The sequence below is a fragment of the Nocardia aegles genome (genome assembly GCF_052545135.1).
This window is the reverse complement of record NZ_JBQWRI010000012.1, coordinates 126,405-148,778: the sequence shown is the minus strand read 5'-3', so window position 1 is coordinate 148,778 and position 22,374 is coordinate 126,405. Positions and strand designations below refer to the sequence as shown.

General features: G+C 68.9%; 19 protein-coding genes and 1 riboswitch. Of the genes, 10 read left to right on the top strand and 9 right to left on the bottom strand.

What is annotated here, in order from left to right; genetic code table 11:
* Positions 1-20 precede the first annotated feature (20 nt).
* Positions 21-677: a cutinase family protein gene (locus ACT89H_RS26220; RefSeq protein ID WP_445111325.1), complete on the top strand. Its 657-nt coding sequence runs from the start codon at positions 21-23 to the stop codon at positions 675-677.
* A gap of 69 nt (positions 678-746) precedes the next feature.
* On the opposite strand, the gene ACT89H_RS26215 is transcribed toward ACT89H_RS26220, so the two are convergent.
* The 4 genes from ACT89H_RS26215 to ACT89H_RS26200 form a co-directional block, all read right to left on the bottom strand.
* Positions 747-2,774 carry an SDR family oxidoreductase gene (locus tag ACT89H_RS26215; RefSeq protein ID WP_445111324.1) on the bottom strand — a complete coding sequence of 676 codons (2,028 nt, stop codon included), beginning with the start codon at positions 2,772-2,774 and terminating at the stop codon, positions 747-749.
* A gap of 299 nt (positions 2,775-3,073) precedes the next feature.
* Positions 3,074-4,780, bottom strand: a complete 1,707-nt coding sequence (locus tag ACT89H_RS26210; RefSeq protein WP_445111323.1) for a bifunctional metallophosphatase/5'-nucleotidase — start codon at positions 4,778-4,780, stop codon at positions 3,074-3,076.
* 80 nt (positions 4,781-4,860) lie between these two features.
* Complete coding sequence (locus ACT89H_RS26205) at positions 4,861-5,517, bottom strand: biliverdin-producing heme oxygenase (protein WP_445111322.1); 657 nt, start codon at positions 5,515-5,517, stop codon at positions 4,861-4,863.
* A 106-nt stretch (positions 5,518-5,623) separates the two neighbouring features.
* Positions 5,624-7,021 carry a threonine/serine exporter family protein gene (locus tag ACT89H_RS26200; protein ID WP_445111353.1) on the bottom strand — a complete coding sequence of 466 codons (1,398 nt, stop codon included), beginning with the start codon at positions 7,019-7,021 and terminating at the stop codon, positions 5,624-5,626.
* 260 nt (positions 7,022-7,281) lie between these two features.
* On the opposite strand from ACT89H_RS26200, the gene ACT89H_RS26195 reads away from it, so the two are divergent.
* Positions 7,282-8,136, top strand: a complete 855-nt coding sequence (locus tag ACT89H_RS26195; protein ID WP_445111352.1) for an LLM class F420-dependent oxidoreductase — start codon at positions 7,282-7,284, stop codon at positions 8,134-8,136.
* 114 nt (positions 8,137-8,250) lie between these two features.
* Here the strand turns inward: ACT89H_RS26195 and ACT89H_RS26190 are convergent, their stop codons facing one another.
* The 3 genes from ACT89H_RS26190 to ACT89H_RS26180 are packed head-to-tail and all read right to left on the bottom strand — an operon-like array spanning position 8,251 to position 11,464.
* Positions 8,251-9,882, bottom strand: coding sequence for an ABC transporter permease (locus ACT89H_RS26190; RefSeq protein WP_445111321.1), 1,632 nt, complete (start codon positions 9,880-9,882; stop codon positions 8,251-8,253).
* Positions 9,879-10,811, bottom strand: coding sequence for an ABC transporter ATP-binding protein (locus tag ACT89H_RS26185; RefSeq protein ID WP_445111320.1), 933 nt, complete (start codon positions 10,809-10,811; stop codon positions 9,879-9,881). Before ACT89H_RS26185 ends, ACT89H_RS26190 begins: the two co-directional genes overlap by 4 nt.
* Positions 10,811-11,464, bottom strand: a complete 654-nt coding sequence (locus ACT89H_RS26180; RefSeq protein WP_445111319.1) for a TetR/AcrR family transcriptional regulator — start codon at positions 11,462-11,464, stop codon at positions 10,811-10,813. The genes ACT89H_RS26185 and ACT89H_RS26180 overlap by 1 nt, the downstream gene beginning before the upstream one ends.
* 102 nt (positions 11,465-11,566) lie before the next feature.
* Here ACT89H_RS26180 and ACT89H_RS26175 point away from each other — a divergent pair, with 102 nt between their 5' ends.
* Positions 11,567-13,519 carry an acyl-CoA dehydrogenase family protein gene (locus tag ACT89H_RS26175; RefSeq protein WP_445111318.1) on the top strand — a complete coding sequence of 651 codons (1,953 nt, stop codon included), beginning with the start codon at positions 11,567-11,569 and terminating at the stop codon, positions 13,517-13,519.
* 31 nt (positions 13,520-13,550) lie between these two features.
* Here ACT89H_RS26175 and ACT89H_RS26170 read toward each other — a convergent pair whose 3' ends face one another.
* Both ACT89H_RS26170 and ACT89H_RS26165 read right to left on the bottom strand, forming a co-directional pair.
* Positions 13,551-14,447, bottom strand: coding sequence for a nuclease-related domain-containing protein (locus tag ACT89H_RS26170; protein ID WP_445111317.1), 897 nt, complete (start codon positions 14,445-14,447; stop codon positions 13,551-13,553).
* A gap of 108 nt (positions 14,448-14,555) precedes the next feature.
* On the bottom strand, positions 14,556-15,953 hold the full coding sequence (locus tag ACT89H_RS26165) for a DUF2252 domain-containing protein (protein WP_445111316.1): 1,398 nt from the start codon (positions 15,951-15,953) through the stop codon (positions 14,556-14,558).
* 677 nt (positions 15,954-16,630) lie between these two features.
* Between ACT89H_RS26165 and ACT89H_RS26160 the strand changes: the two genes are divergently transcribed.
* The 7 genes from ACT89H_RS26160 (at position 16,631) to ACT89H_RS26130 (ending at position 22,080) form a co-directional block, all read left to right on the top strand.
* The gene (locus ACT89H_RS26160) at positions 16,631-17,224 is read left to right on the top strand and encodes a CDP-alcohol phosphatidyltransferase family protein (protein ID WP_445111351.1); all 594 of its coding nucleotides are present in this window, start codon (positions 16,631-16,633) and stop codon (positions 17,222-17,224) included.
* A gap of 42 nt (positions 17,225-17,266) precedes the next feature.
* Positions 17,267-17,665, top strand: coding sequence for a glycine cleavage system protein GcvH (gene gcvH / locus ACT89H_RS26155; RefSeq protein WP_445111315.1), 399 nt, complete (start codon positions 17,267-17,269; stop codon positions 17,663-17,665).
* Between the two features lie 168 nt (positions 17,666-17,833).
* Entirely contained in the window at positions 17,834-18,319 is a 486-nt protein-coding gene (gene odhI, locus ACT89H_RS26150; RefSeq protein WP_445111314.1) for an oxoglutarate dehydrogenase inhibitor Odhl, read from the top strand.
* Positions 18,320-18,412: 93 nt separating this feature from the next.
* Entirely contained in the window at positions 18,413-19,216 is an 804-nt protein-coding gene (gene ftsR / locus ACT89H_RS26145; protein ID WP_445111350.1) for a transcriptional regulator FtsR, read from the top strand.
* 160 nt (positions 19,217-19,376) lie between these two features.
* Positions 19,377-19,850 (top strand): bifunctional nuclease family protein, encoded by a 474-nt coding sequence (locus tag ACT89H_RS26140; RefSeq protein ID WP_445111313.1) that lies wholly within the window; start codon positions 19,377-19,379, stop codon positions 19,848-19,850.
* Positions 19,851-20,037: 187 nt separating this feature from the next.
* Positions 20,038-20,595 carry a MerR family transcriptional regulator gene (locus ACT89H_RS26135; RefSeq protein ID WP_445111312.1) on the top strand — a complete coding sequence of 186 codons (558 nt, stop codon included), beginning with the start codon at positions 20,038-20,040 and terminating at the stop codon, positions 20,593-20,595.
* Between the two features lie 132 nt (positions 20,596-20,727).
* The gene (locus tag ACT89H_RS26130) at positions 20,728-22,080 is read left to right on the top strand and encodes a M14 family zinc carboxypeptidase (protein WP_445111311.1); all 1,353 of its coding nucleotides are present in this window, start codon (positions 20,728-20,730) and stop codon (positions 22,078-22,080) included.
* Positions 22,081-22,180: 100 nt separating this feature from the next.
* Positions 22,181-22,280: riboswitch (glycine riboswitch) on the top strand.
* Positions 22,281-22,374: the final 94 nt, after the last annotated feature.

Below are 22,374 nucleotides of genomic sequence, written 5' to 3'. Positions count from 1 at the left end.
GGCGTGAGTAGGTGAGCGCGATGGCCAACCGGAAGGTGATCCAGTTCGAAAAGTGGCGTGTAGTAAGGGCGTTCGCTGTGCTACTGCTCGTCGCGGGTTTCGGGGCGGCGACGGGGATGCACGCATGGGCCGCGTCCTGTGCGGCGGTCGACGTCGTCGTCGCCAGAGGCACGCATGAACCCGGGTATCTGGGTTCGGTGGTGGGCGACCCGCTGTACGACGCGCTGTCGCGAGCGCTTCCGGTCGATTCGCAGGCCTACCGGGTGGACTATCCCGCCGACCTGCTCGACCCGTCCTCGATCAGCCGCGGCACTCAGGACATGACCGCCCATGTGATGGGGCAAGCGGCGAGGTGCCCGGACCAACGGTTCATCCTGGTCGGCTTCTCGCAAGGCGCGGTCGTCACCCACGGGGTGCTCGGCACCGGCATCGTGACCGTGCTCGGCGGCATGCACACGCTGCCTGCGGATCTGGAATCCCGGGTGGCCGCGGTGCTGTTGTTCGGCGATCCGATCCGGCTGATCGGCTGGAATGTGCCGGACCAATACGCCTGGCGAACCGGAAACTACTGCGCGAGTGGTGATCCGGTGTGCGAAGGCGGCATCCGCCCGGCCGCGCACACCGACTACCGATGGGCCATGAGGCCCGCGGTGGAGTTCGCGGTAGACCGGATGTGACATCCCGGGACGGGAAATTCGCGGGATGGGACCAGCCCCGAGGCCGGTCCCACCCCTAGCCGTGCACAGTTACCACTGCAAGCCCGGAACGACGCGTGCGACGCGTGCCGCGGGGCCGGGCAGCGCCATGAGCGGCATGATCACCGGAGCCAGCGCGGACAGCGCGCCGCCGGGCGCTTCGGAGGAGGCCGGCGATGGATCGGCCGAACGGCGGGACGAGTCGCCTCGCGCCGCCCGGGACTCTCCGAACAGTCGGAAACCCTGGTGCATGATCTGACGCTTCACCGATGGCATCAGCAGCTCGACCGCCTGAGCGAAGGTGCCGACCGGAGTGTCGATGCGATGCGGCCGGTCCTCGAGCGCACGCACCACGATCGCGGCGGCCTGATCGGGGTCCGGCACCGGAAGCGAGCGGTACAGGTCGGTCGGCGCGATCATCGGGGTCCGCACCAGCGGCATCCGCACCGAGGTGAACGTGATCCCGGCATCCCGGTTCTCCACCGCGGCGATGTCGCTGAAATTGTCCAGCGCCGACTTGCTCGCCACGTAGGCCGCGAACCGAGGCACCTTGGTCTGCACCGCGATCGAGGAGATGTTGACCACGTGCCCGAAGCGGCGCGCCCGCATCGACGGCAGCAGCCCGAGGATGAGTCGCACGGCGCCGAAGTAGTTCACCGCCATGGTTCGCTCGAAATCGTGCATCCGGTCGGTGGAGTTGAGCACGGAGCGGCGGATCGAGCGGCCCGCGTTGTTCACCAGGTAGTCGACGTGGCCGTGGTCGTCGAGGACGCACCGCACGAGCTTCTCGACCGCTTCGGACTCGGTGATATCGCACGGGTAGATATGCGCGACACCGCCTTCCGCGCGCACCGCCGCGGCGGCGGCAGCCAGGTCGTCGTGACCGCGAGCGACCATCAAGACCGTGGCGCCGCGCCGGGCGACGGCGTGCGCGGTGGCCAGCCCGATGCCGGAGGACGCTCCGGTGATGAGCACGATCCGTCCGGCGAGCGGATCGCCGGTGATCGATACGCGGCCGCGCTGCGGGTCGAGGTGGTCGCGCCAGTACTGCCACAACCGCTCGGCATAGCTGTCGAACGACGGCACGGTCAGACCGGAGCTGCGCAGCTGGGCTCGGGTGGAGTCACTGATGAACTCCGCGGAGAACGAGGTGTGCGGAGCCACCTCGGCGGGGATGTCCACCTGCTCGAGCAGGAAATCGCGCACGGCGGTGACACCGGGGATGTGCGCGAGGCCGCTTAGCGCCAAGCCGCTGCCCGGCACCGTGCCCACGCCGGTCGGGGCGCCCGCCGCGGCGGCGAGCGCGCGGTACACCTCGCCGAAGGGCTGTGGGGCGGGGTTGACCAGGTGGAAGGTCCGTCCGTCCAGGCCCGGGCGACGGATCAGTTCCCCCATCGCGGCCGAAACATAATCGACCGGAACGATATTCGTCGCGCCGAGATCGGGCAGCGGCAACGGCAGATCGGACGGCAGCGTGGCCAGCCGCGCGATCGCGCCGAAGAAGTAGTAGGGGCCGTCGATCTTGTCCATCTCGCCGGTGCGGGAATCGCCCACGATGATCGCGGGCCGATAGACCCGCCAGCGCACGCCGTGCGACTCGCGGACCAGCTTCTCGGCGGCGAACTTGGTGCGGTGATACGGCGAGGTCAGCCGCTGTCCGAGGTCGAAGTCCTCCTCGAAGAACTTGCCCTTGTGGTCGCCCGCCACCGCCACCGAGGACACGTGGTGCAGCACGGCGCCCAGTTCACGGGCCAGATCCAGCACCGAGCGCGTGCCGGTGACGTTGGCCGCGTGCGCGGTGTCCTCGTCTGCCGTCATGTCGTAGACGGCGCCCAGATGAACGATGTGGTCCACCCGCGGCGCCGCGCACGCCAAGCCGAGCCCTTCGGCGGTGAGATCGCCGATCAGCGCGTAGACCCGTTCGGCGCCGCGCCAGCCCGCCGCGATATCGGTGAATTTGCCGAGGGACGTCTCACGCACCAGCACATGGACGATCGCCGCGGCATCGTTGTCCAGCAGGTCTTGCACGACCCGCCTGCCCAGGAAACCGGTTCCGCCCGTCACGATGTAAGTGGCCATCGCACTCTCCTGCTGTTCAGTCGAACCTTGTTGTCGCACAAGTCATCCGGCATGCGGCAGTGGATGCGGACAGCGTCGATTCGGCCCCCGGCGACAGACGTCGGGCCGAAAGTGGGAACACCTTCATCCTGGCTTATTACCGAACAGTAATCGACCGCGTACGGTCCGGCAAGCTGTCGGGGGCCGTTCACCCTGTGTGGCTGGTCACCGTCTGCGCAGGTCAAACGGTATGTGTTACAAAGATTTTCAGTTACCGTGCTCTGGTCGGATGCCCAGCAACCGGACAGCGTCCGATTCGGCTACTTTTTTTCGACCCGGGCGGGCGGCGCTTGCAGTGGGGGTTTGTCGCGCAGGAAGGTCTCGAAGGCGTCCAAGTCGGTTGGGCCCACCGCGGTATCGGCACCCTCGGTGAAGACGGTGAATCCGTCGCCTCCCGAAGCGAGGAAATTATTGGTCGTGATGCGATACGTGGCGACCGGATCGAGTGGCCGACCTGCGATGCGGACGGTGTCCGCGATGACCTTCGCGCCCGGAGGAGCGGTATCGGAGTAGGTGTAGCCGATCCCTGCCGGGGACAGGATCGTCGACTTGCCGGAATTGTTCCACTGCTGCTCCAGCAGGCGCAGGATCTGGCTGCCGGTCAGCGTGAGTGTGACGACCTGGTTGCCGAACGGTTGGACGGTGAAGAGGTCGCCATAAGTGACCGGTCCCTGCTGCAGATCGGCGCGCACGCCACCGGGGTTCATGAAGGCGGCGACGGCGGCGGCCGGACCCGCCGTGACCGCCAACATGGAATCGGCGATCACATCGCCCAGTGGTGAGGTGCCCGCCGGGCGCGGGTCGTGCGGGAGGGCGCTCGCGGCCACGCCGACCACGCGGCCCGCGCGCGGCCGGGACTGCTCGGTGTAGAAATCGATCAGTGCGGTCGTCGGGGCGTCGGGTGTCACCTCGCGGGTCACCACGCGGTTGACCGCCGAGGCTTGCACACCGTCGCCGCCGAAACGCAGCGTGACGTCGGTGACCAGCCGCCCGTACGAGGCCGCCTGGGTGATCACCTTGCCGCCGACGGTGCACACATAGGGCTGGTGGCTGTGGGCGGTGAACACCGCCCGGACCGCGGGGTCGATCCGCTCGGCCAGTCCCGTCACGTTCGGGGTGATGTTCGCGCACCCGTTGTAGTCCAGCGCGGTGTTCGGCTCCGGCCGCTGAGAACCGCCGTCGTGCACCAGCGCAACGATCGCCTCGGCGCCCGCCGCCTTCAGTTCCGGCACGTAGCGGTTGATCGCGGCGGCCTCGTCGCCGAAGAGATAGCCCCGGATGCCCTCCGGCAGAACGATACTCGCGGTTTCAGGCGTGACCGTGCCGACGACGCCGATCCGATGGCCGCCCACCTCCAGCATCGTCCACGGGCGCAGGGCGGGGGGAAGGTTGCCGTGCGCGTCGGTGACGTTCGCCGCCAGATAGGGAAACTTCGCGCCGGTGAACGGGGCGCCGGGAGAACAGCCGTCGTAGGCACACCCGCCTTGTTGTAAGCGCGCCAATTCCAGCACGCCGTTGTCGAACTCGTGATTGCCGACCGCGGACGCCGCCACGCCCACATTGTTGAGGAAGTCGATCGTCGGCTCGTCGTGGAACAGGCTCGAGATCAGCGGGCTGGCCCCGATGTCGTCCCCCGCCGCCAGCACGGCGCTGGCCGGATAGGCGGCCTTCAACCGTGCGAGATGAGTGGCGAGATACGCGGCGCCACCCGCGTCGTAGTTCGCGATCTTGCCGTTGGATCCGCTCGGTGGCTGTAGATTCCCGTGCAGATCGTTGAAACCGAACAGGTGCACCTCGTCCGGTTGGGCCGCACGCAGGTCGTTCGTCGAGATCAAGGGCACGACGACCCGCGCCGCCGTGGACGGGCCGGGACCAGTGCCGGGATCGGACGTTGTGCCGCAACCCCCCACCAGACCGACACCGACAAGACCGACAAGAATCACGGCGATGCGGCGGCGCGCTCTCATACCATGACTGTCCCACGTCCGCGACGTTCGCGCACGGCGGCCGAAAAGCCTGCTGTGGCAGCGCACCGTGCCCGAGGCCGCTACTGCGCGGCCGGGAATTCCTCGGCGAGCTCCTCGAAGACCGCGGTGTTCATCGCGAAGGCGCGCCTGCCCTCGTCGAGCACGCGGCGGCGCTCCAGATCGTTCAGACGCAGCTGATCGAGCAGGCCACGGTATTCCCGTTTGAACGCCGCGGGATTGCCGACGCCATCGAACACGTAGAAGCGGACGCCGTCGCCGCGATGCGGCAGGTTCCACAGCTTCTCCGCGGTGCCGCGGATGACCTGCCCGCCCGACAGGTCGCCGAGGTAACGGGTGTAGTGATGAGCGATGTACCCGGCGGGCCAGTCGCGCGCGCACTCGTCGATGCGTTCGGCGTAGGCGGCGGTGGCCGGCAGCGGTTCCAGACCGGTTCGCCAGCCGGGACCGAGCAGATGCGTGAGGTCGCGCTCGAGTTCGGCGGTGCGGGCCAGCTCGGGCCGGATGAACGGCCCGGCCACCGGGTCGTCGGCCAGCGTCGCCCACCGCTGTTCGAGCGCGCGGTAGATGAACCAGAGCTGACCGGTGTAGCGGTGATACGAGTCGACGCCGAGCGCCCCGCCGAGCATGTCGCTCATGAAGCGGGAGTTCTCCGCCGCCGCATGCTGTTGCGCGGTGGCGGTGCGGATCTGCGCCGAGAACGGTACTGCCTCCGACATATCCGAACCACCTCACCTCACCCCGGGGCCGCCACCGAATCGTGTGCCCTGACCAGTTCGATAAGAGGGTACCGGGCCGAGGTTCGGCGCGCATGCGCCTCGCGGGTCAGTGCGCGGGTGACGATCGGCGGCGGCGCCGGACGATCGGGCGGCGCAGCGAGCCGAACCGGCGCAGTATCCGCGGCCTGCGCACGGTGCGGTCGCACCACTCGCCGAGGGTGACGCCCGCCGCCAGCGCGCAGCCGATACCGAAAGCCGACAGCAGCTGGTTGCCTCCGATCAGCAGTTCGTCGTTGAGCAGCGCATAGAGCCCGCGGTAGACCTTGAGGCCGGGAAGCAGTGGCGTGATGCCCGCTACGGCGACGACCAGCGGTGGTGTCAGCGCGCGGCGGGCCATCAGGCCACCGGCCAGGCCGACCAGTGTCGCGGCGACGCCGGAGGAGATCACCGGGCCGAAACCCGCCTCCTGGATGAGGAGGAAGCAGATGATGCCCGCGGCGCCGCTGCCCGCCGCCGCGGCCAGCGCCCGGCGTTCGGCGTAGCAGGCGAGCGCGAACGCCAGGGCCGCCACCGCACCGGCCAGGATCTTCACCGGCAGGTCGGTGATGTCGCGGGCGGAGGTCAGGTAGACCGGCGGCACGGTGGCGTCGACGAGATCGGCGATGCGCAGGGTGAGCGCGATACCCGCGATGATGCCGCCGGTCATCATCATCACCTCGAGCATGCGCGCCGTCGCGGTGATAGGTGCGCCGGTGATCGCGTCCTGCACCGAGCCGACCAGTTGCAACCCACTCAGCAACACGGTGATCCCGGCCGCGATGATCAGGGTCGGGTCGACATCGATCCGCAAACGCGCGGCCAGACTCGCCAGCACGATGGCCGGGATCGCCGCGATGGCGCCGCCGACCATGTGCTGGAAGAAGAACGGCAGCCCGTAGCGATTGAGAATGCGATTGGTGCGGTCGATCGCCGCGGTGGTCGCGAAACTGACCGCGGCTACAAGGGCGCCGCCGCCGAGCAGCGCGGCGATCGCCGCGGCCATCAGCGACCACGCCGCGGTGGCGGTCCAGCGGTGGTACGGGTGCGGCGCCGAGGTGATCGCGTCGAGTGCGGAGCGGGCCTGATCCGGGGGGACCACCTCGTTGCGGATTCGGCGGGTCAGCCGGTCGACGGCGGCGAGCCGGGTGAAGTCCAGGGCGCGGTAGTGCACGATCCGCATGGTGCTGGCCGGTGGCAGCGCGGGGCCGCGGTCGGCCCAGATACGGATGGCGTCGTAGGTGACGTCGATGCTGCAACGGGACAGCCCGTAGGTGGCGGCGATGAACCGCACCGTCGTGGTGGTGTCCACCACGCCGGTGCCGGAGGCGAGCACCACTTCGCCGACCCGGACCGCGAGGTCGAGGACCTCGGCGACCCTGGCGTCGTCGGTGAGGTCGATCGGCTGCAACGGCGTCGGCGCGGTGACGATGGTGTCCGCGGTCGCCTGCCGGTCCGCGACCAGCATGCCGACGGCCTGGGTGACGACCGGAATCGGCCGGGCGCGCCGCAGGCGAAGCCCGCGCCGCCAGCCGAGGTGATCCACCCGTCCGGTGCTGACATCTTCTACGGAAGTTGCCTCAGGACTCATGGACGCGAACCTAGTCATCCGATGACTTCTCGGCATCCGTGCGGGTAGCGGCGGGTGCGCCGCCCGCTACCCCCCTTGGTCGGACCGCTTCTTCCGTGGTAGAACTTGTTCTAATTCCGGCGATGGGAGCGCGTACGGTGCGGTACGGAATCGTGTTGTTCACCAGTGACCGGGGCATCACCCCCGCGGATGCGGCGGTGGCCGCCGAGTGCGCCGGATTCGACACGTTCTATGTACCCGAGCACACGCATATCCCGGTGGTCCGGGCGGCGGCGCATCCGCGCACCGGCGACGCGAGTCTGCCGGACGACCGTTACCTGAGGACCTTGGACCCGTGGGTGGCGCTGGGCACCGCCGCGTCCGTGACCGAGCGCATCGGGTTGTCCACCGCGGTGGCGCTGCCCGCCCAACACCATCCGATCACGCTGGCCAAGACCATCGCCTCGCTGGATCATCTGTCCGGTGGCCGGGTCCGCCTTGGTGTCGGATTCGGCTGGAACACCGACGAACTGGCCCACCACGGCGTACTCGCGGGCAAACGCAGGACGGTGCTGCGGGAGCATCTGGAAGCCATGCGCGTGCTCTGGACCGAGGAGGAAGCGGGCTTCGCCGGCGAGTTCGTCACCTTCGGCGCCAGCTGGTCCTGGCCGAAGCCGGTGCAGAAGCGCATTCCGGTACTGCTCGGCGCGGCGGGTACCGAGAAGAACTTCACCTGGCTGGCGAAGCACGCCGACGGATGGATCACCACGCCCACCGAGGACGACCTGGACCAGAAGATCGCTCTGCTGCACCGGATCTGGTGCGACCAAGGGCGCCCGGACAGTCCCGAGGTGGTCGCGCTCGCCGGGCGGTACGAGGCGGCGCGTCCGGCACGCTGGGCCGAATCCGGTGTCACGGAAACGGTTTTCGGACTGCCCGACCGTCCCGCGGACGACGTGCGGGCCTACCTCACGCGCCTGGCCGGGAAGCTGGGGATCGAGCACGCCGGGTGACACGCTTCGGTGCGGCGGCGCCACCGGCCGCGTCTGCGGAAACGGTCGGCGCGTACCGTGGCGGCCGGAAGTGGCCCGCGCGACGCGAGTTCGCGCGGGCCGCGGAGGAGGCCGTCAGCGCAGGTCACGCCGACGGAAGGCGGTGATGCCGATGGTGAGCAGAACGGCGGCGGTCGCGAGCAGCCACAGCAGTGGCCGGGCCTGGAATTCGGCGCCGGGCACCTTCGGTGGGTGGACGAACGGCACGAGGTCGAGCATCCAGTGCGGCAGGCCGTCGAGCGAGCCGACGAAGAAGATCACCACCATGGCGCTGAGCACACCCCACGCGACCGGGGCGAACCGTGGTGCGATGCCGTAGAGCGCGACCGCGATGCCGGTGACCACCCAGACGGCGGGCACCTGCACGGCGGCTGCGCCGAGCGACTGGCCGAGCTTGGTACCGAGATCGCCGTCGCTGATGCCGTACACTATGCCGATCGCCGTGCCGGAGACCAGCAGTGCCGCCGCGGGACCGAGCAGCGCGAAGCCGATGTGGCTCAACGCGTAGCGGACCCGGCCGACAGCGCCGGACAGGGTGGCCTCGACTCTGGCGCTGGTTTCCTCGTCGTGCAACCGCAGGGCGGCGGAGATCGAGTAGGCGGCCGCGGCCGCGGCGAGCATCGTGATCGCGTAGGTGATGAAGGACTGCTGCAGCTGCTGGGAGCCGCCCATCTTGGTGACCATGTCGCGGATGGACGCGCTGCCGTCGAGCATGTCGCCGACGCTGTTGACCGCGCCGCCGATCAGCAGGCCGTACAGCGCGAAGCCCACCGTCCACGCCAGCAAGGTGCCGCGCTGCAACCGCCAGGCCAGTCCGACCGGGCCGGCCAGCATCGCCGCCGCCGCGGACGGCCCGGGACGCTCGGCGATGAGCCCGGAACCGACGTCGCGATGGCCGAGCAACGCGTAAGAGGCAGCGGTGCCGAGCACCGCGAGGGCGGCGAAGAGCAGCAGCACCCACCAGCGTTCCTCGGCGTACGGGCGGATCTGCAGCGACCAGCCGATCGGCGAGAACCAGGACAGCACACCGTTTCCGGCATCGCCGACGGCCCGCAGGGCGAAGGCCGCGCCGAGGGCGCCGAACGCCACCCCGCGCGCCACCCTGGCGCCGGCGCTGACCTGGGCGGCGACCGCCGCGACGGCCGCCCAGACGATGCCGGACGCCGCCAAGGCCGAGCCGAAGGCCACCGATCCCGCGCCGGGCAGACCGGTGCTGTAGAGCGACACGGCGCACACGACGCCGGCGAGCAGCGCCCCCGAGTAGGTCATGAGCAGGGTGGCGGTGAGACCGGCGTAGCGTCCGATGCTGGTGGCGCCCACCAGTTCCGCGCGGCCGGTCTCCTCCTCGACCCGGGTGTGCCGGATCACCGTGAGCACCGTGGCGATGGCGATCATGGTGTACATGGCGCCGGCCTTCCAGGTGCCGATCGACCCGAGCGCCGAGCTGAATACCGGGCCGTACATGGCGATCAGCGCGGGACTGTCGGCCGTGGTCCGCGCGAAGCTGTCCAGCGACGCTTGGTTGTCGTAGAGACCCTTGATACTGACGATCTGGAACGCGGGCATCAGGCCGATGAGCAGCGTCCACAACGGCAGCACGATCCGGTCGCGCCGCAGGTACAGCCGCAGCAGTTGCCCGGTGCCGGCGAAGTCGCCGGATACGCCGAATGCCGGCGCCGCGGCACGGCCGGCGGTGGCGGTGGTCATGCTCGCACCTTCTCCCCGGTGGCCGCGCCGGATTCGGCGCCGTGGCCGTCGACGTGGTAGTGCCGCAGGAACAGCTCCTCGAGCGTCGGCGGCGTGCTGGTCAGGCTGCGCACTCCCGCGTCGCCGAGCACCCGGATCAGCTCGCCGAGGTGCTCGTTGTCGACCTGGCAGCGCAGCGTGTGATCGTCGAGTTCGATGTCCTCGACACCTGGAATCCGGCTCAGATCGCCCGCGTCCCCGACCAATTCGGCGGTGATCGACGTGCGCGACAGGTGGCGCATATCCGACAGCGACCCGCTCTCCACCGTGCGCCCGGCCCGGATGATGGTGACCCGGTCGCACAGCGCTTCGACCTCGGACAGGATGTGGCTGGACAACAGGACGGTCGCGCCGCGCTCCCGCGCCTCCCGCACGCACTCCCGGAAGACCTGCTCCATCAGCGGGTCCAGCCCCGAGGTCGGCTCGTCGAGCAGCAGCAGCGGCGCGTCGGAGGCCAGCGCCGCGACGAGCGCGACCTTCTGACGGTTGCCCTTGGAATAGGTGCGCGCCTTCTTCCGGGGATCGAGATCGAAGCGATCGATCAGCTCGTCGCGCCGTTTCTCGTCGAGGCCGCCCCGCATCCGGGAGAGCAGATCGATGGTCTCCCCGCCCGAAAGCGACGGCCACAGCGTGACATCGCCCGGCACATACGCCAATTCACGGTGCAGCGCGACCGCGTCGGCCCACGGGTCGCGGCCGAACAGCCGAGCCTGCCCGCCGCTGGCGCGCAGAATGCCGAGCAGAACCCGGATGGTGGTGGACTTGCCCGCCCCGTTGGGGCCGAGGAAGCCGTGGATCTCGCCTTCGGCGACCCTGAGATCGAGGCCGTCCAGGGCGGTGACGTGACCGAAAGTCTTACGCAGATCGCGGACTTCGATGATGTCGGACATCACTTCTCCTTGGTGAATGTGTCCAAGATTGTGGGATCGGTGAGCAGTCCCTGGGTGTAGAACTCCAGGGCCGGTGGGGTGAGTTCTTCGGTGAGCTCGCGAATCGCCTTGCGATAGTCGATCGTCTCGTCGCGGTTCTGGCGCATCTGCATGTACAGCATGGTCGCGCCGACGTTCAGCATCGTCAGGTATCGGGCGCGCGCCGCCGGGTCCCGGCTCGGCTTGATCCTGCCCGCCGCGACCGCCTTCTCCAGGTAGCCCTCGGCATCGGCGGCCATGTGCTCGAACAGCGATTCCGCCATCGGTCCGCCCGCCTGCAGGCTGCGCACCATGTAGGCGACCAGCGGCGCGTACGACTCGATCTCGGCCAGCGCGTCGAGCATGCCCGCTTTCACGGACGACGCGGTGATCGCCTTGACCTTCTCATCGCGGATCAACTGCAGAACCCGGTCGTCGCAGGCGGCGCGCAGGCCGTCCTTGGAACCGAAGTGATGGTTGACCAAACCCGGGGAGACGCCGGCGGCGGCGGCGATCTTGCGGACTCCGACCTGGAATCCGTGTTCGCCGAACACCTCGATCGCGGTATCGCGAATGCGGGCCGCGGTGGTCAGATCCTCGGCGGATCCTTGCGGAACGGGCTGTTTGCTAAACACATGTTCAGTATATTAAACAGTCGTTCAACCGGCTGGCAAGGGGTGCCGCCGACTTGTCGTGCGTCACGGTGTGCCGCCCGTGTACGCGGCTATCGTCGAGACATGACTCGTGGCACGGCAACGACAGCGGACCACCTGCGCACGGCACTCGACGGCCCCTGGGCGGCCGTCCGGGAGGAAGCCCGGACGCTGCTGGCGGGGGAGGAGTTCATCGCCGATCCGTATCTGGACTACAAGGCCGCTCGAGCGCGGGTGCTCGAACAGATGAAGGCGATCGCCACGATGGGCTTCGCCGAGCGCGGCTTCCGCCGGGAGAACGGCGGTACCGGTGAGCCGGGCGCCGCCGTGGTCGGTCTGGAGATGCTGGCGTACGCGGACCTGTCGCTATGGGTGAAATCGGGCGTCCAGTGGGGTCTTTTCGGCGGCGCCGTGGAGAATCTCGGCACCGAACGGCACCGGGAGTACATCGAGCGATTGATCTCGCTGGATCTGCTCGGCTGCTTCGCCATGACCGAGTCCGGGCACGGCAGCGACGTCGCGAATCTGGAGACCACCGCGACCTACGACCCACAGGCGCAGGAGTTCGTGGTGCACTCGCCGACGCCGTCGGCGCGCAAGGACTACATCGGGGGCGCGGCCGAACACGCCAGGATGGCCGCGGTGTTCGCGCAGCTGATCACCCAGGGCGAGAACCAGGGGGTACATTGCCTGCTGGTTCCGATCCGGGACGAGAACGGCGCCGACCTGCCGGGCGTGACCACCTCTGACGACGGACTCAAAGGCGGCTTACCGGGCGTCGACAATGGGCGCATCGTCTTCGACCACGTGCGCGTGCCCCGGGAGAACCTGCTCAACCGCTATGCCGACGTCGCCCCGGACGGCACCTACAGCTCCGAGATCGAGAACCCGAGCCGCCGGTTCTTCACCACGCTCGGCACCCTGGTCCGCGGCCGGGTGAGCGTGGGGGGCGCCGCCGCGGCCGGCGCGCGCGTCGCCTCGAGCATCGCGGTGCGCTACGCGCTGCGGCGCCGTCAGTTCTCCGACCCGGACACCGGGGTGGAGACCGTGCTGCTGGACTACCGCAGCCATCAACGCCGCCTGCTGCCGCTGGTCGCGAAGTCCTACGCGCTCGCGTTCGCGCAGAACGACCTGGTGCGCCGGATGCACGCGGTGCAGACCGGCCAGAACCGCGACGCGGGGGCGCAGCGCGCGCTGGAGAAGCGCGCCGCGGGTCTGAAGGTCGCGCAGACGAAACACGCCACCCGTGCCATCCAGGAATGCCGCGAAGCGTGCGGAGGCGCGGGCTATCTCACCGAGAACCGGCTGGTCACGTTGAAGGCCGACACCGACGTGTTCACCACCTTCGAAGGTGACAACGTCGTTTTGACCCAGTTGGTGGCGAAGGAACTGCTCACCTCCTACGCCGACGAGGTGCGCGACCTGGACGCGCTGGGCTGGGTGCGGTTCGCCGCGACCATGGCCGGTGACGTGGTGCGCAAACGGTCGGGCGTGCGCCAGCTGATCCAGACCCTCCGTGACCGCGGCGACGAGTCCGTCGACGAGGGCGATCTGTCCCGCCGGGCGGTGCAGTTGCAGTTGTTCGCCGACCGCGAGGACTACCTGGTCCGCACCGCGGCGCACCGTTTGCGCGCCAGGGCCGAGGAGACCGGGCCGTTCGAGGCGTTCAACAACGCCCAGGACCACATTCTGGCGGCGGGCTCGGCGCACATCGACCGTTTGGTGCTCGAGGCGTTCATCGAGGGGATCTCCGACATCGAGGATCCGGCCGCGCGTGAACTCGCCGGCTGGATGTGCGATCTGTTCGTCTACTCCACCATCGAGGAGAACCAGGCCTGGTACATCATGCACCGGTTCATGTCGGTGGACCGGGCGAAGGCCGTGCGCCGCGGCGTGAACGAACTGGTCGACCGGCTGCGTCCGCATGCTCTGACCCTGGTCGAGGGCATGGGTGTGCCGGAGACGATGCTGCGCGCGGCCATGCTCGGCGACGCGAGCGTCGTCCAGCGGGACCAGCCGATCTCGGCGTCGTCGTAGCGGCCGGGCCGCCGCGCTCGTGGGCGGCCGGTCAGCCCGGTCCGTACGTCGCGAGCGCAGTGACCACGAACCACACGACCCAGACGAAGGCGATGACCATGCCGATGGCCAGGACGGTGCGCATCACCGCGCGACCGAAGTCCAGGTCACCGGATTCACGAGGGTACAGCTTCCACGGGCTGTACCAGGGCGCCCGGATCACGAAGGCGGACGCTTGCGCTTCCCGCTCGGCCTGCGCGAGTTCCTCCGCGTAGGCCTCGGCCTGCGCCTGGTTGGGCCCGCCGTGCCAGAGCGTGATGTCGATCGGGCCGAGGAAGCCCTCGTTGAGCAGCTCCTGCGGCGCGGGCAGGTAGGGCAGGATGCCGAGGCCGCGGAACGCGACGGCGACGTCGTTGGCCGTCCAGAGGAACTTCTCCTCGGTGGCGAGCGCGTCGAAGTAGTGCCGGAGCCGGCCCGGGTCGTTGCCGATGATCACATCGAAACTCGGGTCGGCCCATCGCTGTTCGAGCTGCAGCTGAGCGCCCGGCAGCGGGACGAGCAGCGCGACGCCGTGCACCACCCGCTGCCCGAGGCCGCGCGCGGCGAGCCACTCCTGCAGCGCGAAGGTGTGCTCGCGGGACTTGTCCAGCGGTGTGCGACGGTCGCGGCTCTCAGTGGCCACCGGCTCGCCGTTGATGGTCCATTCGCCGTTCAGCGGGACCTCCAGCACACCGTCCTGGCGGGCCACCAGCGCGTCGGCCTCGATCACCACACAGCTGGTCGGGGTCCAGACCACGGCATCGAACTGGTGCAGTCGATCCTTGTGGAACAGGCTGCAGGTGATCGTCGCGACACCATGCGGACTTGCGGGGTCCTTCCAGGTGCGCAGCCAATCGATCAGCGCCCGCTCGGCATTGGTACCTGCGGCGTTCTGGACTCGCACGAGCATTGGCGGCCACCCTTCACGTCGACACTCGACAGGATATTAGGTGCCGCAACGGATTCGCCGCGCCCGCGCCGAACGACGGCGTGTCGGGGGTGATGGATCGCGGCGCGGCTACTCCGGTTCCTCGGCGTCGATCCGGCCCGCCCGCACGGCCTCGGCCAGTTCGGCATGGTCGGCTTCGGTGCGGTCGGCGTAGCGCACGGCGAAAGCGGCCACCGCATCCTCGAAGCGCTCGTCGCCGTCCAGATATCCCGCGAGCAACCGCGGATCCAGCGATCGGGAATGGGCCCTGGCCAGTAACGCGCCCGCCAGTCGCCCGTAGTCGTCCAGATCGTCGGCGGGCAGCTCGGCGGGATCGATGCTGCCCTTCATGTTGCGGAATTGCCGAACGATGAACGGCAATTCGGTGCCGTCGGCCGCCGGGTCGAGGGACGTCCACCCGAGCAGGATGTCCGACTCGGCTTGAACGAGCCTGGCGCCCTGTACGATTCGCTCACCCTCGTGCCGGACGGCGGGCGTCGGCAGGAACGGGGCGAGCGCCGCCCCGGCGGCCTGCTTCACGTGCAGGACCAGTGCCTCGCCATCGTTGCCGTGCAACAGCACCAGATAGCTGTGCAGGCCGACGCTGCCGGTCCCGACGATCCGGAACGCGATGTCGGAGACGGCGAACCGGGCCAGCAGATGGCGCCGCGACTCGGGCAGCGTGTCGGCGTAGCGCTCCAGCCCGCCGATCACCGCCTTCGCGACGCGCTCGTCCACCGCCGTCAGAATCGGGGGATCGCTGACGAAGCGGTGCTTGCGTATGCCGGTCTGGTGGTCCTCGAGGTGTTCGGTCCACTTGGCCACCACCTTGGCGCTGGTGTTCTTGCGCGCCTTCTTGGCCGCCTTCTTGAAGTCGTCGAGCAGGTCGTCGGCCTTGGCCCGGGCGAGCACCGACTCGTCGGGCAGCGCGCACCAGGACGCCATGAACGGCATCGCTGCCAGCTCGGCCACGGCCAGGCGGTAGGACCGAGCGGCGTCGCGCGCCGCGGTGCGGCACTCGTCCTCGTCGGCGCCGGCTTCGCGCCCGGCCAGCACCAGGCCGGCCGAGAGGCGCTCCAGATCCCACTCCCACGGGCCAGGGACCGACTCGTCGAAATCATTGATGTCCATGATGATCTCGCCGCGCGCGGTGCCGTAGAGGCCGAAGTTGGCCGGGTGCGCGTCACCGCACAGCTGGGCGGTGAGACCACTGTCCGGGCCACCCGCGAGATCGGCCGCCATCAAACCCGCGGCGCCCCGGTAGAAGGTGAACGGCGAGGTGATCATCCGTCCGATCCGCAGCGGTATCAGATGCGGCAGCCTGCCCGCGTTGCTCGCCGCCACGAAGTCGAGCACGCCGGGACGCCGGACACCGATGGCCTCCCGGTCCCTGGCGATGACCGGAACCCGCTCACGCAACGCGCGTCCCCGGGCGCGTACCTCCTCCGCGGGCACGTAGGAGCGCAGGTCGATACCACTGTCTGACACAACGGATCACGCTAGCCGGTGGCAACCGTCCATGCCGCGTGGTGTCGGCCTCACTTCGCCGGGATCCTCACTTCGCCGGGATACCGAGCGGGCAGGTTCGATCGGCAACCGCAGCGGCGCGCGCCGTGGGAGGTGCGGGCGGCACCTGAGCGATGCGCCGATCGGGCGAGTCCAGTTCCGGCCGCGGGGTCGGCATCGTCGTGGTCGGGTCGCAACGCCATCGCGCGCTCGGCCCGTGATCGTCAGCGACGGGTTCACGCCGGGATCGGCGGTCACCGCCCAGCCGTCCGCCAGGTGCAGGCCGGGTTGACCGTGCAGCCGCTGGTACGGGTCGGCCACGCCGGTCCGCGGGCTGTCCGATCACGTATCCGCCGAGGTAGTGGGCCGTGGCCGGGATGTCGAACACGTCCGTGATCAGCCCGTGGGTGTCGCCGTCGACCTCGGTCCGAGTGCGGGCACCACTTCCGCGCGCTCACCGGCCACGCGGTGAGAGAGATTTCAAATCATTCTGTCACCGTCGCGTTGTGGTGGAGCCCATCCTCGCACGGGCATGCCGCGCCGATATCCGGAAATTCGGCGCGCGGAGATGGCGAGGAACGGGGTGGGTGGGGTATGCACGGGGCGTGACAACCGAATCGGGCACAGCCCAACCGGAGGAACGCGCCGCCGACGGCGGAGTGCGGGGAGTCTTCGCCGACCGCATCCTGACCGTGCCGAATGTGCTGAGCGTGCTGCGCCTGCTGGGCGTCCCGCTGTTCCTGTGGTTGCTGCTGATCGAGCGGGCCGATGGCTGGGCATTCGCCCTGCTGGTCGTCAGCGGCATCACCGACTTCCTGGACGGCAAACTCGCCCGGCTGCTCGAGCAGTCCTCGCGGCTGGGAGCACTGCTGGATCCGTTCGTCGACCGGCTCTATCTGGTCACCACGCTGGTGGCCTTCGTGATCCGCGGCCTCATCCCGTGGTGGGTGGCGGCGCTGCTGGTGGGGCGCGATCTCGTGCTCACCGCGACCCTGTCGGTGTACAAGCGCCGCGACCTGCCCCCGCCGGAGGTGATCTATCTGGGCAAGGCGGCCACCTTCGCGCTGATGTCCGCGCTGCCCTGGCTGCTGGCCGGGCAGATGGACTGGGCCGGCGCCGGTTTCGGGCGGGCCCTCGGTGGGGCGCTACTGATCTGGGGCACCGCGGTCTACGTCTGGACCGGCGTGCTCTATACCGGCAAAGCCATAGCGGTCGCAAGAGCGATACCGGCTGTGGGGCATCGGACGGCGTAGCCGATAGAGTTTGCGTGCAACGTTCAAACGAAAGGACGGCCTGTGACCCAGACCCCCGAGGATCTGCGCTACACCGAGGAGCATGAGTGGGTACGCCGGATCGCACCGACCCGGGTGCGGGTGGGCATCACCGACTACGCCCAGTCTCAACTCGGTGACGTTGTGTTCGTGCAGCTGCCCGAGACGGACGCGGACGTGGCCGCCGCGGACAGCATCGCGGAGGTGGAGTCGACCAAGAGCGTGTCCGACATCTACGCGCCGCTGAGCGCGAAAGTTGTTGCGGTGAACGACAAACTGACCTCGGCGCCGGAGACGTTGAACACCGATCCCTACGGTGACGGATGGCTGTTCGAGTTGGAGGTGGGCGATGCGGCCGGCCTCGACGTGACGCTCGGTGAACTGCTCGATGCCGCAGGTTATCAAGGAGTTATCGGGGGCTGAAGCAGCCTTCCCAGTTCTACCTGCACGGGTGCGGCCCGGCAGGGTACGGTCAATGCCAACAGATGCACCCGGCGGCTGTGCCGGGAATCTAGAGACTCGACGGCAGGTCGTGGTGCCAGAGGTATCACCTGCTTGCATGGATAATCAGGTTCGAGGAGGAGAGAAACGGTGAGCGAGAACAAAGACCCGGGTTACGGGGAGACCGCGGCCGAGACGACGTCGGTCTTCCGCGCGGATTTCCTGAACGAGGTCGACGCGTCGCGCTCCGGAGAGCCGACCGGCGAGCAGCCGGTCCAAGGGGTCGAGGGTCTGCCCGTTGGCGCGGCCCTCCTGGTCGTCAAGCGCGGCCCGAACGCGGGCTCGCGGTTCCTGCTGGATCAGCCGACCACGTCGGCGGGGCGCCACCCCGACAGTGACATCTTTCTCGACGACGTCACCGTCAGCCGTCGGCACGCCGAGTTCCGTCAGGACGACGAGTCGTTCCAGGTCGTCGACGTGGGCAGCCTGAACGGTACATATGTCAATCGGGAGCCGGTGGACTCCTCCGAACTGCAGAACGGTGACGAGGTCCAGATCGGCAAGTTCCGGCTGGTATTCCTGACCGGACCGCGCGCCCAGGTGTCCGACTCGTCGGCGGGCGCGGGGAGTCTATGACAGCGTCGGCGCCGGGTCGCGCTCTCATGAAAGGCTCGGTGTCATGAAGGACCTGGCGCTGTGACCGGTGCGGCGCAGTGGGCACGCGGAGGTATGTCGATCGGCTCCGTGCTCGACCTGCTGCGCCCCGACTTTCCCGACGTCACCATCTCCAAGATCCGCTTCCTGGAAGCGGAGGGGCTGATCCGGCCGGAACGGACACCTTCGGGCTACCGGAGGTTCTCCGTAGCAGATGTGGAACGGCTACGGTTCGTATTGACCGCACAGCGCGATCAGTACCTGCCGCTGAAGGTGATCAAGGAACAGCTCGAGGCCATCGACAGCGGTGCGGCGACGCTCGGTGTGCGGGAGGCCCGCGCCCGAGCGCACTCCGTCCGGCCCGGGGCGCCGGAGTCCGGGCCCGGCACGCCGGACACCGAACCGGCCGTGCCTGCTTCCGAACGTGGCGTGCGCCCGGTGGCCGCGCCTCGTCGGCTCGGCGTCGTGCCGAGCGAGATCTCCCCGGATGATCTGCGGTTCGATCACGAAATCCGGGTCACCCGGGCCGATCTGCTCGACCAGGCCGGGATCGAGGAGAAATTCCTCAACGACCTCATCCGGGCCAACCTGATCGCGCCCGGCCCCGCGGGCTACTTCGACGCGGACGCGGTCACGCTCGCCAAAACCGCGCGGGCGATGGCCGAATTCGGTTTGGAGGCACGGCATCTGCGTGCGTTCAAGCTCGCCGCCGACCGCGAAGCCGCGCTCGTGGCGCAGATCGTCGCCCCGATCGCGAAGAGCCGGGACGCGGGTGCGCGCGCCCGCGCGGAGGAGACGGTGCGCGAGCTGGCCGCGCTGTCGCTGACCCTGCACACCTGTCTGGTCAAGTCCTCGGTCCGGGGCTCGCTCGGGGGCTGACCCCGGCAGGCCCCGCGGGTCCGTAGGTCGCGGCGAGTCGACACCCTGATTTCTGCTGTGCAGACGGATCGCTGGACCGGTGCGGGTTCGCCTAGACTCGTGGTACGGCGAGCTCTGCAGCGGTCATGCCGGGCCGGCGGCGAGTATGGGAGGCAGTGCGATGAGCGAAATGCGCGTGATCGGCATCCGTGTCGAGCAGCCACAGAACCAGCCCGTGCTGTTGCTCCGCGAAGCGGCGGGCGACCGGTATCTGCCGATCTGGATCGGGCAAGCCGAGGCGACGGCGATCGTTCTGGAGCAGGAGGGGGTGACTCCGATTCGTCCGCTGACGCACGATCTGATCAAGATCCTGATCACCGAGCTGGGGCACACCCTGAAGGAAGTGCGGATCGTCGATCTGCAGGAGGGCACCTTCTACGCGGATCTGGTCTTCGACAACGATCTGCGGATTTCGGCGCGGCCGTCGGATTCGGTTGCGATCGCCTTGCGGGTGGGTTGCCCGATTCATGCCGAGGAGTCGGTGCTCGAGGAAGCCGGCCTCGTCATGCCGGACGAGCGCGAGGACGAGGTGGAGAAGTTCAAGGAATTCCTGGAGTCGGTGTCTCCCGACGACTTCAAGGCCACCGACAGCTGAAGTAGAGGTCGAGACTTTTCCCGCGCGTCGCGTTTGGCTCGATGACGCCGCCGGCTGGACAATCGTGGGGAGTAATCTCGACAGTTGGGCCACGACCGTTTCGGCCGAATCCGCACCGATTCGGTCGGTGACGGCGCCGGGTCATCGATGAGGCTGGGAATGCGTCGGCGAAGCAAGGGAGTGGTCAGTGGCAGAGCAATCGCAGGATGTGGTACAGCCAGGACTGTTCCCCGACGACTCGGTACCTGACGATCTGGTCGGCTATCGCGTTCCCAGTGCGTGCCAGGTGGCCGGTATCACCTACCGGCAGCTCGACTACTGGGCGCGCACCGGTCTGGTGGTGCCCTCCATTCGGAGCGCCGCGGGCTCGGGCAGTCAGCGGCTGTACTCGTTCAAGGACATCCTGGTCCTGAAGATCGTCAAGCGGCTGCTCGACGCGGGCATCTCGCTGCAGAACATCCGGATCGCCGTCGATCATCTGCGCAGCCGCGGTGTGCCGGACCTGGCGGGAATCACCCTCTTCTCCGACGGCACCTCGGTGTACGAATGCACCTCGGCCGAGGAGGTCGTCGATTTACTGCAGGGCGGGCAGGGCGTGTTCGGGATCGCCGTGAGCGGTGCCGTGCGTGAGCTGACCGGTGCCATCGCGAACTTCCCCGCGGAGCGCGCGTCGGCGATCACCGAACGTCCGGAGGACGAGCTGTCGTTCCGTCGCAAGGCGCGGATGAACCGCAAGACGGGATAGGATTCGCGGTTCAGCGAACACAATGAACTAAATCGCTTTCACGGCCGGGTAAGGCGTGCAGCCTCCCGGCCGTGGTGCGTGACAGTGCCGTCGGCGGCGGGCAGGGCCGGGGCGGCAGCGAGAGGGGGCGGCGTGCGGGCACGCGACATCACCGGGCTCGTGGGGCCGATCGACCGGATCGACGCGTTCCCGACCGTCGATGAACTGAACGCCTTCGCCGATGCCCTCGCCGCCGGTCACCCGGACCGGATCTCGATCACCGAGCTCGGACGTTCCCGCGGTGGCGACCCGATTCGCGAGGTGACGGTGGGATCGGGCGACCGGCACATCCTGGTCTTCGGCAATCCGCATCCCAACGAGCCCATCGGCATGGCCACGATTCGCCATCTGCTCGGCCGGATGGCCGCGGACGAGACGGTGACCGTGGGCGCCACGTGGCATTTCCTGCTGTGCGTCGACCCGGACGGAACACGGTTGAACGAGAGGTGGTTCGCCGGCCCGCACACCAGGACCGGCGTCGCCCGCGGCTTCTACCGGCCGCCCGCGGCCGAGCAGCCGGAATGGTGCTTTCCGACCGTCTGGCGCGGCCGGCATGTCGGGGTGCCGCTCCCGGAGACGAAGGCGATGATGGCGCTGATCGACCGGACCCGGCCCGCGCTGATCGCCTCGCTGCACAACGCGGAGTTCGGCGGCGGGTTCTTCTACACCTCCGGCGGCGACCCCGGGTACTGGTCGGCGCTGACCGGCCGGCTGCACGCCGCCGGGGTCCCGATCTACCAGGGGGAACCCGACGCGCCGGGTGCCCGCACGCTCGCTCCGGGAGTCTTCGAGCTGCCGCTGTTCGCGGCGATGGCGGACCTGCTCGCGGCCCAGGGCCTCGACTCGGTCGCCGCACTGGGCGGTGGCGGCTGCCGGGACTACGCGGCGCGCTACGGTACGGCGATCCTGGTCTGTGAATTGCCGCTATGGGTGGACTCGCGCATCGGCGACGGCTCGGCGGGCGATCGCGTGCTGGGCGACCTGCTGGACGCCACGGCCGCCGACTATCGGGCCATGGCCGAGGTCGCCGCCGAGGTGCTCGTCCGCGTCGACGGCCGATTGAGCGGTAGCAGTCCGTTCGAGCGGTCGGTGCGCGCGCTGGTCGCCGGGTTGCCCGGTCTCGCCGTGAGCAGGCAGTCCGTGCCGGAACGGAATCGGATCGCGACTCGAGGTGAGATCTTCGTCGAGCAGTACGACTGGACCGCGATGTTGCGCCTACGGCTCGGCGGCATGCTGTTGCGCCTGCTGGAGGACGAATACGCGTGCGGCGGCGATGCGGTGCTGGCCGCCGAGCGCGACCGGTTCGCCGCGATATTCGACCGATGGTGCACCGACGTGGAGCAGAACGCGCCGGGTATCGCGGTGCCGCTGGCTCGGCTGGTCGGCGTCCAGGCCGAGTCGATGCTGCTCGCCGCGACGAGGCTGCGCGCGGGGCTGGCCATCTGACGGGTGATCCCGCGTCGTGCTCGAGTGACCAGAACGACACGGTGCGCGGTGGGTCCCGTGGCGCGCTGCGGCGTGTCGTCGGCTTAGACTGGCGGTGCGTCGCCGCCGTGCGGGAGAGCCTCGATCTCGAAACGAGTCCGAGCGCCGAAGGAGCAGCACCTCCCCGTCAATCTCTCAGGCAAAAGGACCGTGCGGGCTTCGGCGCCTCTGGAAAGCGGCGGCTTCGAGCCGCCCGCCCATGGGGAAAGGGGCTCGGCCATCGGTCGTGGCTACCCGAATCTCTCAGGCGCCACG